This window comes from Ruminococcus sp. (assembly GCF_019423705.1).
GTDB lineage: Bacteria > Bacillota > Clostridia > Oscillospirales > Ruminococcaceae > Hominimerdicola.
On record NZ_JAHZAX010000002.1, the window covers coordinates 114,210 to 129,495 of the forward strand.

Below are 15,286 nucleotides of genomic sequence, written 5' to 3' on the forward strand. Positions count from 1 at the left end.
AGATCACACCCCTTGTGAGTATAATGATACAGTAAGTATCTGTGCTCAAAGGGGTGTTTTTATTGGAGATATTCAAGCTGGGGAGCGACCGTGTCAAGGTCAGTATTGACAGGAACGATATGGATAAAATGGGCATTTCTTTCGCAAATTTCAGCGGTAGAGACAGTCTTGGTGAGTGTTTTTTGCAGGAATTGCTTGAAATGATACACAAGGCTCGGCTTATCGAGATATCGGACGGCTGTGTTGAAGTTGACGTTGCGGAGACCAACAAGGGCACGCTGAACATTTATCTGCGTTTTGTGAAAAGCAAAAGTCGTGCAAATCTGACTGAGCTTTGCTATATTTGCGACTGCCCTGCTAGGCTTATAAGCTTGGCAAATGCGCTTGCAACTGAGTACGGCAACAGGATAACGAATGACAGGCTTTACAGCTTGACAGATGGATATGCCCTTATTTTCGGTATAGATTACGCAAATTCCACCATTGCGAAAAAGCCGTATCTCAAGGAATGTTCCGCCGACAGGGTGCTTATAAACAAAACGGCGGAGTATGGCGAGCTTATCACCACATCTCCGCTTGAAAAATTATTTGCACTCTCTTAAAAGCTTTACAGCCTCTGCCATATCCTCAGCCTTAAAAGCGTATGTACCCGTCACGAGGGTGTCAGCGCCCGACTGTTTCAAAATGCCTGCGGTCTCGAGATTTACGCCGCCGTCAACTTGCAGCCTAATATCTCTGCCCGAACGGTCGATAAGATAACGCACTTGGCTGACTTTCTCCAAAGTGTCAGGGATAAATTTCTGTCCGCCGAAGCCGGGATTGACCGTCATAACCAGCACCATATCCACCGTGTCGATGAATTTCTCGATTGCGCTGACTGGCGTGGCAGGTTTAATGGAAATTCCTGCCTTGATACCTCTTGAATGTATCTTGTCGATAACAGTTTGCGGGTCGTCCGCTGCCTCATAATGGAAAGTTATCATATCAGAGCCGAGATCGGCGTAATTGTCAATATATCTGATAGGATCGCAGATCATTAGATGAGTGTCGATAGGAATATTTATCTTACCGCCAATGCTTTTGAGAACAGGTTCGCCGAAGCTGATATTTCGCACGAACATACCGTCCATAACGTCATAGTGTATCCAATCAACGCCGGCCTTTTCGGCACGCTCGATCTCAGACATCAGATTACAAAAATCGCCGGCAAGCAACGACGCAGAAACAATTATATCCACTTTTTAGCCTCCATAGCGCAGAACATCTTGATTTAATATTCTGCTATAATTTCAATTTCTATTATACAACAGCCCCTACAAAATGTCAAGCTTGTTCATCAATGGTTAACGTGTAAGCTGGAATAAATTCATCAAGGAACACTTGTGCTTCGGGAATATTCATACTTTTAATGGACTCTAGGGTGGATTTTTCGGCAGACAGGAAATCGTTGTTGCCCATTTGTCTTTCCTCAAGGCACTTAATAAGTGCCGAAAGCTTGTCCGCCGCCTTGACAAGCTTCCAAAGCTCCGCCTCTTCGTCGGTCTTGCAAAACAGCGGCTCAAAATCCTCTTTCAGATCGTCTGGCAGATATGATATCAGCGTATTTTTAGCCTTCTGCTCGATCTCATCATAAGCGCCCCTTATCTCACGGCTGTAATACTTTATCGGCGTAGGCAGATCGCCCGTGATTATCTCCGTCGTGTCGTGATACATCGCCAGCAATGCACAGCGCTCAGGGGAAACATTTCCGCCAAAGCGTTTGTTCCTAAGCAGCGCAAGAACGTGTGCGATAAAGGCAACTTCAAGCGAGTGCTCGCTGATATTCTCAGTAATGGTGTTACGCATAAGCGCCCAGCGGTTGATATATTTCATTCGGGATATAACGGCAAAGAATTTACTTTGTGACATTTTATTTCCTCCCAAAACATTCAGTTACAAAAATCGGGACGACATAACATCGTCCCGAAATATTATTCTTTTAATTATCTTACAATTGTAAGAAGTACACCAGCTGCAACGGCTGAACCGATAACGCCTGCAACGTTTGGTCCCATAGCGTGCATAAGGAGGTAGTTCGTAGGAACTTCCTGCTGGCCGACCTTCTGAGAGATACGAGCAGCCATTGGAACGGCAGATACACCGGCTGAACCGATAAGTGGGTTGATCCTGTGACCTGAAAGAACGTACATAAGCTTTCCGAGGAGTACGCCGCAAGCTGTACCGAGTGAGAACGCTACAACACCGAGAGCCATAACCTCTGCGAACTGAATGTTCATGATCTTGTCGGCCTGAGTTGTTGCACCAACTGTGATACCGAGGAAGATAGTGATGATATTCATAAGCTCGTTCTGAGCTGTTTTTACAAGTCTGTCACAAACGCCGCTTTCCTTAAGGAGGTTACCGAACATAAGCATACCAACCAGAGGAGCTGCGGAAGGAACCATAAGTGAAATGATGATAGTAACGAGTATTGGGAAGATAAGCTTCTCTACCTTTGAAACAGGTCTCAGCTGACCCATTACAACTGAACGCTCTTTCTTAGTTGTGAGAGCCTTCATTATCGGCGGCTGAATGATAGGTACAAGAGCCATATAAGTATAGGCTGCAAGTGCGATAGTACCAACGCCGATGTTGCTGTTCGATGTCAGCAGCTTTGAAGATACATAAATAGATGTAGGGCCGTCAGCACCGCCGATGATTGCGATAGAACCACACTCAGCTGCGCTCATTCCGAAAAGAGCTGCGCCGATGAAAGTAAAGAAGATACCGCCCTGTGCAGCAGCACCCATAAGGAAGCTCTTAGGGCTTGCGATCAGCGGACCGAAGTCAGTCATTGCGCCGATGCCAAGGAAGATAAGCGGTGGATAAAGCTGGAGCTTAACGCCAATATACAGGATATCCAACAGACCGCCCTTTTGCAATATCTGACCATAATCGATATAGTGGTCGTTATCGCCGACTGTTTTATAGTTCCAAAAATCCGGATGATACATATCAGCATACGGCAGATTTGTCAGCAGCATACCGAATGAGATAGGCAAAAGCAGAAGCGGCTCAAAGCCCTTTGCGATCGCAAGATACATAAACACAAATGAGATAAGTATCATTATAATGTTTTTCCAGCCGCCTTCAACAAGGAAGCCAGCGAATCCTGACTCTGACGCCAGGGACGCCATCGTATCAAGAAATGAGTTGATTATTGACATTTATTATCACGTTCCTTTCACGTCAAATTGCATCAAAATGGTCTTGTGTTCTCGATAATGCCGGCAGTTGACCAAGCAGGTCTCTGCGGCTTTGCAGTTTTAACGCTCTTAAGAACGAGCTTCTTGCCTTCTGCACTGCTCATTGCGGAGATAGCGGCCATAATAACGGCAACGGTCTCTTCCTCGATACCGTCCTCAACGACAGGTGCGGCAGCCTTGACAGGTTCGGCCTTGACCTCGGCAACCTTTGCAGCTTCGGCAGCTTTTTTAGCTTCTTCTGCTTTCTTTGCGGCTCTCTTATTGATACCATCAAAAATTTTGCCGTAGATCGAAACCAAGAGAATAAGCAGGATAAGTCCGATGAATACGACCACGATACCTGTGATAACGACAGAAGCGACTGTACCAGCGCCCAAGTCTTTCTGATCAGGTGGGATCGTGCTCTTGGCTGCGACGAACTGTGCAGCGTTTGTAAGCATATTAATCATATAAATTCTCCTTACTGAAACTATAATAAAACTTAATATTATTATACACCAAACCAAATAAAATTACAAGACCTTTTCCCACATTTTTTTCACAAAATTAACTCAAATCTCACACCGATTTTTGTTGCGATTTATACCAATGTCACAAAGAGTTAAGCACATAGATAGGCGCATATCAACATATTTGTGAATGGGCTTGCATTTTTGCCTGCAAGCTGTTATAATAAGATAATAAACGCCTCATATCATTGGTGTTTACTGTAAAGGAGATGGTCTTTTGGCTGAAAAATTCATTTCCTGGCTGGACGATTTTGCGCCGCACCTTATTGCGGCCGTGCTCATATTCCTGCTTGGTATATTGCTGACAAAAGTTGTTATACGCCTAATGCTCAAGGCTCTGAACCTGCGGCACACGGACGTTACTATACACAAATTTCTGACGTCTGTGGTGCATACCATTCTAATGATAATCGTTGTGGTTATGACACTTTCGGCGCTGCAAGTTCCGATGTCCTCGATAATCGCCACGATCGGTGCGGCAGGACTTGCTATCGGTCTTGCACTTCAAAACAGCCTTTCAAACGTTGCAGGCGGATTTATTATCCTCTTCGCAAAGCCTTTTAAGTGCGGCGATTACATAAAAATTGGCGATAACGAAGGCTTTGTTGACGCAATTTCCATACTTTACACCACAATGAAAACTGTGGAAAACAAGATAATCTTTATCCCAAACGGCGTTGTTTCGCAATCCACAATCATTAACATAACCTCGGACGACAAAAGGCGGCTGGAGCTTAAATTCTCTATCAGCTATGACGACGACCATAACAAGGCTATGGAAATTCTGCGGCAGATGATAGCCGACGAGCCGAGAACGATGAACGAACCCGACCCACCGCTGGTGGCAATCCACGAACACGGTGCAAGCGCTATTGTGCTGATAATGCGTGTGTGGGTGCCGACGGCTGATTACTGGGATATCCGCTACAAATTCCTGCGTGAATCAAAAGAGCGTTTTGACGCAGGCGGCATTACTATCCCGTTCGACCAGCTCGATGTTCATATTTCAAATAAGTAGCAAAAAAGGCAGAACGATCAATGTGACCGCTCTGCCCTTTTTATTTTAGTTTTGCTCATAGCCGTTTGAATAGATATACCGATTGACCTCAACGTTGTCAGCAATGGGCTTCTTGACCCCTGTGCAGTAAGTCTTTTCAAGGCTTTCAAGCTTCTCGGCAATGCGGAGCTGACCGTCCAAGGCGCTTTTTATCGGCTCAGAAAAATCGCTGCCGCACATTTCGTTATACACGCTGCAAAATTCCTTTGCGGAAGCTTTGATGATGTGACGCGCTTCATAAATTATGCTCATATCAGTTATCATTATTATCCTCCAGACAATTGACAAGATTTGCTTTCTGATTTTCAAGCGAAGCTGTGAACTTCTGCAAGTCCTCACGAAGCTGGGGCTCGTTGGCGTGGCGGATATAATGTTCAAAGCGGATTATAAGCTGTTTTTCAGTCTCAACAAGGCATTTTATCGCTGAAAATTCCTGCTGTGTTACCATAAAATTCACTCCTCGGGCGAAATATTTTCAGCTATATTATGCCCGAAGTTATGCAGTTTATTCTTTATAAAGCGTTGTCGCAATGGCCGCACAATAAACTTTTTCAGCGCCCCGCTCTTTCAAAATTTTAGCACAACTGTTAAGGGTCGAACCCGTCGTGTAGATATCGTCGCAAAGCAAGATATTTTTGCTTTTGATATCAATATGCCTTGTGCTGGGATAAAACACCCTGTCTGCAAATTCTTTACGCTCTTTGGCTTTCAGTGAATGTTGTTCCGCCGTATCAGATGTTCGGCAGATAAGCTTGTAATTTTCCTGCAAGTGTAAATTCTTCGCAAGAAATTGCGCTATCTTCTGCGCTTGATTATAACCCCTAGTGCGAATTTTCGTTATGTGCATTGGCACGGCTGTGATGATGTCGATATCGGCAAACCAAGGCTTGCTTGCAATTATTTCAGCAAGTTTCTGAGCTGAATACTCTGCAAAGCCCAACTGCTTGTTATTCTTTAGATTCAAGATCGCCTCTTTACCGCTTCCTTCATAGCGCATTAAGGTCACAATGCTGTCAAATTGCAGCGATCTATGGTCGATACACCTATCCTTGCCGCATATCTCGCAAAGGTCGGCATTATTGAATGGCAGGTCTTTCTCGCAATCATCGCAAACAAGCTTGTCCCATTGTATCAGTTTTCCGCAGACCGAGCAACGGTTTGGATAGACAAGATCAATGAGAAATTTATAGATCAAACGATTGCTGACCAATATCATCGCCCTCCACAAGCTCCATAAGCATATTTTTCAGCGCCGTGTAACGTAGATTTCGGCGGTTGTTGTCGATCATAAAATCAACTCTGTTCTTTGAACCCACGATTATAAGCAGCTTTTTCGCCCTTGTCACGGCGGTATAAAGCAGATTTCGATAGTAAAGTTTATCGAATCCGCCGAATACTGTCAGAATCACGACATCAAATTCAGAGCCTTGACTTTTATGTACTGTAACCGCATATGCAAGCTCGAGATTATCCAGCATTTGCTGATTATACACCGCAACTCTGTCCTCAAAGTCGATAGTTACAGTTTTGAGAATCTTATTCACGCCGATTATTATACCGATATCGCCGTTAAAAATGCCTGCGCCGCTTTCGGTCTTGTCATCGGCGAGTATCTTTTTCCATAATATCTCATAATCGTTTTTCGTCTGCATAACCTTGTCACCCTTGCGGAATGTGTAAACAGGCGTTTTGACCTCTGACTTTCCTGCCGCTGGTGGATTAAGCTCCTGCTGCAAGCGTTTGTTGAGCTCAACAACTCCAGCAGGACCCTTTCTTGTTGGCGAAAGCACTTGGATATCCTCAACCGGCGAATAATTGTAAGCGTTTGGCAGACGTGTTTTGCACAGGTCAACCACAAGGTCTTGAAGTTCGGCGAATTTCAGCCGCTGGAAAAAGAAAAAGTCCTTGTCCTTGCTGGTGAGGTCGATATGCTCGCCGCTGACGATCTTGTGTGCATTCATTACGATCTCGGATTCCTGCGCTTGGCGGAAGATCTCTTTCAGCGTAACGACCGACATCACACCGCTGTCAATAATATCCTTGAGCACGTTTCCTGCACCAACTGAGGGCAGCTGGTCGCTGTCGCCCACGAGAACTAGCTTGCAGGTAACGCTTATTGCACGGAGGACGGCTTCAAACAAGCAAGAATCCACCATTGACATTTCGTCGATTATAAGTGCGTCGCAATCAAGCAGATTGTTTTCATTATGCACGAATGAAAGGGTATCGCCGCTGGAAAATTTGACTTCAAGCAGGCGGTGGATAGTCTTTGCGTCATAGCCAGTCAGATCAGAAAGTCGCTTTGCGGCTCTGCCAGTCGGTGCGCAGATCATAACGTTGAGTCCTTGCTGCTGATAAAGGGAGATAATGGCATTGAGCGTGGTGGTCTTACCTGTACCAGGGCCACCCGTCAGCACAAGAAAGCCTTTTGACAGCGCAAGATTTATAGCCTCACGCTGGATAGTTTCGTATTTTATGCCGTTATTTTCCTCTTCAAGGTCGATAACAGGTGAAAAATCTATCTTGTTATCGTACGAAATCTGCCGCATTATGGCAAGACGGCGTGCGATGTAATCCTCAGCCCTGTAATAATCCGCCAGCATAACGAACTGTCTGCCCTGCTTTTTGTAATAATAAAGGTTCTCTTCGTTGACCTCATCGTCGATGACATTTTGTATCAGCTTATCCTCAACACCAAGAAAACCGGCCGTCAATTTAAGCAGCATATCAAGCGGCAGACAGGTATGACCTGCGTCTGCATTTTGCCTTAAAACGCAGGAAATTCCAGCTTTTATGCGGTTTTCATTGTCAGCAGGGATATCACTTTTCGCCGCCATAGCGTCAGCCTTTGAGAATGAAAGGTCAATACCTGGGATACACATAACGTAAGGGTTCGCCTTTATCATCTCTTCGGCGCTGTTGCCCCAGCGTTTCCACGCCTTAATTCCGAAAGCCGTTTCTATCTCGTACTTGCCAAGATATGTCATAAGAGAACGTGAAGCAAAGGTCGTTTTGAACTCCTGAGACATTTTGTCGGCCTTTTTCTTTGTTATGCCCTCGATCTCAAGGAGCTTGTCGGGGTGGTTCTCAATGATATCAAGTGTATCCTCACCGAATTTTGAGACCATTCTTTTCGCAAGTATCGGTCCGATACCCGATATCGCACCCCCTGCAAGATAGCGCTGGATAGCGGCGGCAGAGGTAGGCAGCGAACGCTCAAACATATGGACTTTGAACTGCTCGCCGAACTTTTGATGAGACATAAACTCCCCTGTTACAACAAGATCTTCGCCCTCTTCAACGTCGCCCATTTCGCCCACAACTGTCACAAGGTCGTTATCGCAATTGAGCATAAGGACGCAAAAGCCCGTGTCATCGCTTTTGAAAACTATGCTGTCTACCTCGCCTTTTAATGTCTCCAACTTTTCCATTTCTATCTCCAAAATAATTAATTTACAATTTTCCGTAGCATTTTAGCTCTCGGCGCTTGATAAAGTCCGCAAGTTCGGTAATATCAACGCTGTGAACAATGCTGTAATCCTGTTCGAGCCGTTTTGCGGTGAAATTTATTTCGCTTTTGTCGAGCTGGACTAATATGATATCACGTCCGTAATGCTCGGGCTGAAAAAATTCCTCCCAATAATAGCTTTTCACTATCCGCTCAAGGTCTGTCATTCCCGAAACGCAGGGTATCAGAATATAGCCCTGCCGTGGCTGTATCTTCTCGTTCATCTGTATACGCACGATGACCGCAATTATTATCACCAAAACGACAGACAGGATAAGTATTAAATTAAGCACGCTCATCACCTCCGAATAATTCTGCATTATTCTATGTGAGAAGCGATAAATTTGTTATTACTATTATATTTTACACTTTTTTATGAAAAAAATCAAGTACAAAAAAGCTGCCCCATAAGGACAGCTTTCACATCTTAATTTATCTTAATTGACTCAGCCCATTTTTTGAATTTGCTTTCATATTTTGACTGATTATCCCTTTCGCAGAGAAAATCGAACACATAATATCCGCCGTTGCCCTCTTTGATAGCGCTCATACCATAGTAATTCTTGCCGCCGACAGACTGCGTATAATAAACATAATTATCGTCAGAACGAACAATATTCATATTGGTATTTGTGGAATTTGCCATTATGAAGTCAAAAAGTTCCTTCGGCTTAACGCCTGCACCGTATCCGTAATATTCAAGGTCGGAATAGTCAAGCTTTACTGCGTTGATCGCCACCTCGTTGTTTTGGAACGAATCAAGAGCGAACACAGACGTATTGCTGCTTTTCTTCATAGAATTTGGCGCAGTCATCGTGTATCCCGTGCCCGAGATAGTTTTTGTGGCGTAATTTCGAGTATAATATCTTGCGCCGAAAGCGATACAGAACACAATAATTGCCACAACTACAGACAATATAGCCTTTCCGCCCGACTTTTTCTGAACGTTAGTCGTCGTGGCATAAGGCGTAAAACTGTCGTTGAACTGCTGCTGACCAAAATTGTTATATGCGTTGTTTTGCGGCTGAGCACCCTGCTGATACTGCGGCTGCTGGTTAAAAGACTGAGTGTTGCGCTTGCCAAAGCCGTTGTTATTGTTAAGATTTGAAGTGTCGATAGAATCCATATAGCCGCTGGTCTCGCTTTTAAGCGCCGAACCGCAGTTTGCGCAGAAGGCTGCGCCCTCGTTATTGACACTTCCGCAAATTGGACATTTCATTATGATAACTCCCCCATATAATTAATTACAATATTTATATTATCACAGAATTATCACATTGTCAATAGTTTAACATATTAAATATATAAATTATCAATAAATTCTGATAGTATTAGCCCAATTTTCAAATTTATGTTCATAATCAGGTCTGTCCAGCAAGCTGCTGCCAAACACAAAAACATAGAATTCATTGCCCGACTTCTTGCAGACAACGTAATTATAAACGTCCGCACCAGTCGATGAATTGTATGAGCATTTGAGCTTATTGCCTTGCAGACTTATCTGCTCATATGTATCGCCCAATGAGGAACTTAGCTGAGATTCACAAAGCTTGAGAAAAGTCTCCTCTGTTATGCTGCTGACATCGGTGCTTTTGGAATAATCGAAAATAAGATACTGAAAATCCATATTGACGTTGCCATATTTGCCTCTTGATTTGACAGAAAGGCTCTGGGAATTGTCAAACTTGCTCTGACTGACGCCGACTGAGGTGTCCTCATAGAGCTTTTTCGGCAGCGTTACTGTAAAATTCTCAATGTTATACTGCTTTGTTCCACCGCTTTGAAACTGATATATCACGAAACCTGCAACAAAAGCTATCAGCGTCAATACAAAAGCGATGATGTGTCGGTTCTTTTGTATCACAGTTTCATTTCTTGTGTTGGTCATATTCGGCGATACGAATTCCGTTTTCGGCGCATTGTTCACGCCCATTTCAATAAGCCGTGTGCCGCAATTTTGACAGACGTCTTTATTCGGCTCGATATCGCAGCCGCAAACAGTACATTTCATAATATGTCCCCCTATAATTTTACTGTTAACGATATTTTAACACACAATTATTATTTTGTCAAGAAAAAAGCGGACAGCCTAAACCGTCCGCTTTGGATATTCTATTACTTAGCGTTCTTCTTAGCTTCGATGTCAGCAAGAGCGTCTTTTCTTGAAAGATTGATTCTGCCCTGTTCGTCGATCTCCATAACCTTAACGACGATCTCGTCGCCAACGGAAACAACGTCCTCGACCTTCTCAACTCTTGACTTGTCAAGCTTAGAAATGTGAACAAGTCCGTCCTTGCCCGGTGCGATCTCAACGAATGCGCCAAAGTTCATAATCTTTACGACCTTACCTCTGTAAATAGCGCCGACCTCAGGATCGTTGGCTATTGTGTTGATGATGTTGATAGCCTGCTCAGCCTTCTCCTTGTCGATACCTGAAACGAATACGCTTCCGTCCTCAGAAATGTCGATCTTAACATCGCACTCAGCGGAAATCTTCTGAATCACCTTTCCGCCTGAACCGATAACTTCTCTGATCTTATCAACAGGAACCTTAGTTGTGAGCATCTTAGGAGCCCACTTGCTTACCTCTGCACGAGGAGCCGGGATAGCCTTGAGCATAATCTCATTAAGGATATACATTCTTGCTTTTCTTGTCTTTTCAAATGCGCTTGCAATGATCTCAGGTGTAAGACCGTCGACCTTGATATCTACCTGAATAGCTGTGATACCGTTCTTTGTACCGCCAACCTTAAAGTCCATATCGCCGTAGAAGTCCTCAAGTCCCTGAATGTCTACCATTGTCATCCAGCTTCCGTCTTCCTTAGTGATAAGACCGCAGGAGATACCGGCAACAGGCTCCTTGATAGGAACGCCTGCGTCCATAAGAGCAAGTGTTGAACCGCAGATAGAACCCTGTGAAGTTGAACCGTTTGAAGAAAGAACTTCAGATACACATCTGATAGCATATGGGAACTCTTCAACAGAAGGGATAACAGGAACGAGAGCTCTTTCAGCAAGTGCGCCGTGGCCGATCTCTCTTCTTCCCGGGCCTCTTGAAGGTCTTGTCTCACCAACAGAGTATGATGGGAAGTTGTACTGGTGCATATATCTCTTTGAAGTCTCTTCGTCAATGCCGTCAAGCTTCTGAGCGTCTGAAACAGGGCCGAGTGTTGTAATAGTCATAACCTGTGTTTGACCTCTTGTGAAGATACCAGAACCGTGAACTCTTGGAAGCACGCCAACTTCTGCTGCGAGAGGCCTGATCTCATCAATGCCTCTGCCGTCAACACGCTTGCCTTCATAGAGCCAGTTTCTAACGATCTTCTTCTGAAGCTTGTAAAGAACTTCGTCAAGAACTGCTGTGTTCTCTTCGCATTGCTCGTCGAACTTCTCGTGAACAGCGTCGATGATCGGCTGAAGTCTTGCGTCTCTTACGTTCTTATCGTCTGTATCAAGAGCTACCTTTACCTGCTCGCCGACCATAGCTTCAACAGCGTCAAAGAGGTCGTGGTCAACTTCCATTGACTCGAACTCGAACTTTGGCTTACCGATCTGAGCCTTGATATCATTGATGAAAGCTACCATCTTCTTGATCTCTTCGTGACCTGTCATAATAGCCTTGAGCATAAGATCGTCAGGGATCTGATCTGCGCCTGCTTCGATCATAACGATCTTTTCAGCAGAGCCGGCAACTGTAAGATTAAGTCTGTTCTTAGCTCTCTGCTCGAGTGTTGGGTTGAGAACCAGCTCGCCGTCAACGTAACCTACGTTGATAGAAGCAACTGGGCCGTTCCAAGGAATATCTGAAATCGAAAGTGCGATAGACGTAGCGATCATACCTGTGATCTCAGGCGAGTTATCAGGATCAACAGAAAGAACTGTCATAACAACAGAAACATCATTTCTCATATCCTTCGGGAAAAGAGGTCTGATAGGTCTGTCAACACATCTTGAAGCAAGGATAGCCTTATCGGAAGCCTTGCCTTCTCTCTTTGTGAAAGAACCAGGGATCTTACCTACTGAATACATTTTCTCCTCAAAATCAACGGAAAGAGGGAAAAAATCAACGCCCTCTCTTGGCTTTGCTGAAGCTGTAACGTTAGCCATTACAACTGTTTCGCCGTATCTTACCCAGCAGGAGCCGTTTGCAAGTCCGCAAGTCTTGCCTGTTTCAACTACGACAGGTCTGCCTGCATAAGTCGTTTCAAAAGTTCTGAAATTCTCAAACATTGTATTTCCTCCATTTTAGAAATTTCTGTTTGGTGAAAGCATTAGCAATAAACAGGACATACGAATCTCATACATTCTGTTTAATGCTAAGTTACTTATCACCAACAGTTCAAATAAACACCGAAAGGCAGCGGCAATAAATGCCTCTGCCTTGATGTTACTTACATAATTACTTACGAATACCAAGCTTCTCGATCGTAGCTCTGTATCTCTCGATATCCTTCTTCTTAAGGTAGTTAAGGAGGTTTCTTCTCTTACCGATCATCTTGAACAGACCGCTTCTTGAGTGGTTGTCCTTCTTGTGTGTCTTGAGATGTTCTGTAAGGTCGCTGATTCTCTTTGTAAGGATAGCGATCTGAACCTCTGGTGAACCTGTGTCAGTCTCGTGAGTTCTGTTAGCTTCGATAACAGCTGTCTTTTCGTCTTTTCTAAGCATTTTTCGTACCTCTTTCAAAAATATTTCCGGTGTAAAAGAATATGGCAGGTAACTTTCCCACTTTCGGGCGTGACCCATACTCTGTTGCACGGTTATGCCGCAAACTGCGACTTATTTATTATACATTATTTCATCTGCAATGTAAATAGACTTAACAGATATTTTACAATTTACTTTATGCCGTGATGTTCCTTACCTGCTGTGAGAGTGTTCTGCATAAGCATTGCGATCGTCATAGGACCAACGCCGCCCGGAACTGGTGTGATATAAGAAGCCTTGTCCTTGCAGTCCTCAAAGTCAACGTCGCCGCAAAGCTTGCCGTTCTCATCTCTGTTCATACCAACGTCGATAACGACTGCGCCTTCCTTGATATAATCAGCGGTTATCATCTTAGCTCTGCCGACAGCCGCTACAAGGATATCAGCTCTCGAGCAAACTTCCTTGAGGTTCTTTGTCTTTGAATGGCAGATAGTTACTGTCCCGCTCTTGTGGAGTAGCAGCATAGCCTGTGGCTTGCCGACGATATTGCTTCTGCCGATAACGACACATTCCTTGCCTGCGATCTCTGTGCCTGTTGAAGCGATAAGCGCCATAACGCCAGCAGGTGTGCAAGGCAGATAACTGTATTCGCCTATCATGATCTTGCCGACATTTACAGGGTGGAATGCGTCAACGTCCTTGTCGGGACGGATATTGTTGATGATTATCTTATCATCAAGGTGCTTTGGCAGCGGCAGCTGAACGAGTATGCCGTCTACCCTGTCGTCATTATTGAGCTTTTCAACGAGAGCAAGAAGCTCTTCCTCAGTCGTCTCAGCCGGCAGCGCATACTTATATGAATTGATACCAACGACTTCGCAAGCCTTTTCCTTGTTTCTAACATATACCTGTGAAGCTGGGTCGTCGCCAACGATAACTACTGCAAGACCGATCTCAACGCCCTGCTTTTTAAGCTCTTCAACTTCAACTCTAATTCTTTCCTTTACCTGTGCAGATACTGCCTTTCCGTCAATGATCTGTCCCATTTATTCTTCCTCCTTACTGTCTGCTTCGCTGTTAGCTGACTTTTCCTCGTCGCCTTCATCGCCGAGTATTGACTTATAATCGTCCTCTGCTTCGGCAGACTTATCTTTCTCTTCGGCTTCTTTAAGCTTCTCATTCTGAGCCTTTTTGCCGAACTTTTCGTCATATTCTTTCTGAAGCTCGATAAAACTTTCGCCCTTATCCTTTGCTTCCTTTATTTTGTGCTTGAGCTCTTTCTTCTCTTTCTGAACTTCGTTATAGCTGTTGTACTGTTCAAGCTGAGCCTTTGAAAGCTCTGTATCAACATAAAGCTTGTAATCGCCGTTTCTCTTAATGATACCTCTGAACACGATGATAAGTACAACAGAAGCCAGCACGCAAGTGCCTGCAACGAGCTGTGAAACTCTTATGTTGCCAAGATAGAGCGAGTCAGTTCTGAGGCCTTCGAAGAAAAATCTTCCGAGGCCATACCAGCCTGTGTACATAAGGAAAACTTCGCCGTCAAACTTGCGGTGCTTTAAGTACAGGTGCAGGATAATAAATCCGATGAGACACCAAATAGACTCATAGAGGAAGCAAGGGTGGATAGGTTCAAGCGCCGATACCTGTCCGCCGAGATCGTCATAGTGGTTGGAGATGAAAGTCATAGTTGTGTTGCTCATCATACCCCAAGGGAGCTTTGTGTTTGCGCCGAAAGCTTCTTGGTTGAAGAAGTTGCCCCAACGGCCGATACATTGACCGATAAGGAAGCAAGGCGCAACAACGTCAAGAAGAGCTGTGAGCTTTAGCTTGCGTATTTTAGCGATTATGCCGCCCACAAGTATTGCACCGATAAGTCCGCCGTATATTGCAAGGCCGCCGTCACGGATATTGAAAAATTCCGAGACTTTCATACCCTCTGTGTTAAATACGATATAATAAAGTCTTGCGCCGAAAATAGCGCCGATAAGTCCGCCGATAACTGCATCGGTGGCTCTGTCGGGATCGATACCAACAGACTTCATACGTCTGAAACCATAGATCATTGCGAGAAGTATCCCTATTGTGATAAGAAAACCGTACCAGTATATCTTGAAATCTGTGCCGGGGATAGTAAAGAGAACTCTGTCGATAGAAATGCCCTCTTTGAGTATGTTGTCGCCGCTGCCGAAATTCGGGAAATAAACCTTGTCAGGGTTTGTCAGCAGCTTTTCCCTTATGACGTCATTTGCCGTTGAATCGGCAAAAAGCTGTGTGCCTATCATAAATGTGACCATTCCTTTCCTCGGGTCGATGACC

At 44.5% G+C, this 15,286-nt stretch carries 17 protein-coding genes; 2 read left to right on the top strand and 15 right to left on the bottom strand.

Features of this window, described 5'->3' with window-relative positions; translation table 11 throughout:
• Positions 1-62: 62 nt before the first annotated feature.
• Entirely contained in the window at positions 63-602 is a 540-nt protein-coding gene (locus QZ371_RS02140) for an adaptor protein MecA (RefSeq protein WP_295208428.1), read from the top strand.
• Here QZ371_RS02140 and rpe read toward each other — a convergent pair.
• From rpe to QZ371_RS02160, 4 genes are all read right to left on the bottom strand, one after another.
• Complete coding sequence (gene rpe / locus QZ371_RS02145; RefSeq protein ID WP_295208431.1) at positions 585-1,238, bottom strand: ribulose-phosphate 3-epimerase; 654 nt, start codon at positions 1,236-1,238, stop codon at positions 585-587. The genes QZ371_RS02140 and rpe overlap by 18 nt on opposite strands.
• 85 nt (positions 1,239-1,323) lie before the next feature.
• The gene (gene yfbR / locus QZ371_RS02150) at positions 1,324-1,908 is read right to left on the bottom strand and encodes a 5'-deoxynucleotidase (RefSeq protein ID WP_295208434.1); all 585 of its coding nucleotides are present in this window, start codon (positions 1,906-1,908) and stop codon (positions 1,324-1,326) included.
• 74 nt (positions 1,909-1,982) lie between these two features.
• Positions 1,983-3,206, bottom strand: a complete 1,224-nt coding sequence (locus QZ371_RS02155; RefSeq protein WP_295208437.1) for a sodium ion-translocating decarboxylase subunit beta — start codon at positions 3,204-3,206, stop codon at positions 1,983-1,985.
• A gap of 32 nt (positions 3,207-3,238) precedes the next feature.
• The gene (locus QZ371_RS02160) at positions 3,239-3,694 is read right to left on the bottom strand and encodes an OadG family transporter subunit (RefSeq protein ID WP_295208440.1); all 456 of its coding nucleotides are present in this window, start codon (positions 3,692-3,694) and stop codon (positions 3,239-3,241) included.
• 277 nt (positions 3,695-3,971) lie between these two features.
• Here QZ371_RS02160 and QZ371_RS02165 point away from each other — a divergent pair, with 277 nt between their 5' ends.
• Positions 3,972-4,772, top strand: a complete 801-nt coding sequence (locus QZ371_RS02165; protein WP_295208448.1) for a mechanosensitive ion channel domain-containing protein — start codon at positions 3,972-3,974, stop codon at positions 4,770-4,772.
• 45 nt (positions 4,773-4,817) lie between these two features.
• Here QZ371_RS02165 and QZ371_RS02170 read toward each other — a convergent pair whose 3' ends face one another.
• The 11 genes from QZ371_RS02170 to lgt form a co-directional block, all read right to left on the bottom strand.
• Positions 4,818-5,075 (bottom strand): hypothetical protein, encoded by a 258-nt coding sequence (locus QZ371_RS02170; RefSeq protein WP_295208455.1) that lies wholly within the window; start codon positions 5,073-5,075, stop codon positions 4,818-4,820.
• Complete coding sequence (locus QZ371_RS02175) at positions 5,065-5,259, bottom strand: hypothetical protein (RefSeq protein ID WP_295208459.1); 195 nt, start codon at positions 5,257-5,259, stop codon at positions 5,065-5,067. Before QZ371_RS02175 ends, QZ371_RS02170 begins: the two co-directional genes overlap by 11 nt.
• Before the next feature lie 57 nt (positions 5,260-5,316).
• Positions 5,317-6,021, bottom strand: coding sequence for a double zinc ribbon domain-containing protein (locus QZ371_RS02180; protein ID WP_295208464.1), 705 nt, complete (start codon positions 6,019-6,021; stop codon positions 5,317-5,319).
• Positions 5,996-8,242 carry an ATP-dependent RecD-like DNA helicase gene (locus QZ371_RS02185; protein ID WP_295208471.1) on the bottom strand — a complete coding sequence of 749 codons (2,247 nt, stop codon included), beginning with the start codon at positions 8,240-8,242 and terminating at the stop codon, positions 5,996-5,998. Before QZ371_RS02185 ends, QZ371_RS02180 begins: the two co-directional genes overlap by 26 nt.
• Before the next feature lie 22 nt (positions 8,243-8,264).
• Positions 8,265-8,612 (bottom strand): hypothetical protein, encoded by a 348-nt coding sequence (locus QZ371_RS02190; protein WP_295208478.1) that lies wholly within the window; start codon positions 8,610-8,612, stop codon positions 8,265-8,267.
• Positions 8,613-8,746: 134 nt separating this feature from the next.
• Positions 8,747-9,538 (bottom strand): zinc ribbon domain-containing protein, encoded by a 792-nt coding sequence (locus QZ371_RS02195; protein ID WP_295208481.1) that lies wholly within the window; start codon positions 9,536-9,538, stop codon positions 8,747-8,749.
• Positions 9,539-9,631: 93 nt separating this feature from the next.
• Entirely contained in the window at positions 9,632-10,330 is a 699-nt protein-coding gene (locus QZ371_RS02200; protein ID WP_295208484.1) for a hypothetical protein, read from the bottom strand.
• Positions 10,331-10,434: 104 nt separating this feature from the next.
• A complete protein-coding gene (locus tag QZ371_RS02205) occupies positions 10,435-12,549 on the bottom strand; it encodes a polyribonucleotide nucleotidyltransferase (RefSeq protein ID WP_295208487.1) in 2,115 nt (704 codons plus the stop codon).
• A 169-nt stretch (positions 12,550-12,718) separates the two neighbouring features.
• Positions 12,719-12,985, bottom strand: a complete 267-nt coding sequence (gene rpsO / locus QZ371_RS02210) for a 30S ribosomal protein S15 (RefSeq protein ID WP_022286742.1) — start codon at positions 12,983-12,985, stop codon at positions 12,719-12,721.
• 170 nt (positions 12,986-13,155) lie between these two features.
• A complete protein-coding gene (gene folD, locus QZ371_RS02215; protein WP_295208490.1) occupies positions 13,156-14,010 on the bottom strand; it encodes a bifunctional methylenetetrahydrofolate dehydrogenase/methenyltetrahydrofolate cyclohydrolase FolD in 855 nt (284 codons plus the stop codon).
• Positions 14,011-15,264, bottom strand: a complete 1,254-nt coding sequence (gene lgt, locus QZ371_RS02220) for a prolipoprotein diacylglyceryl transferase (protein WP_295208493.1) — start codon at positions 15,262-15,264, stop codon at positions 14,011-14,013.
• Between the last annotated feature and the right edge of the window lie 22 nt (positions 15,265-15,286).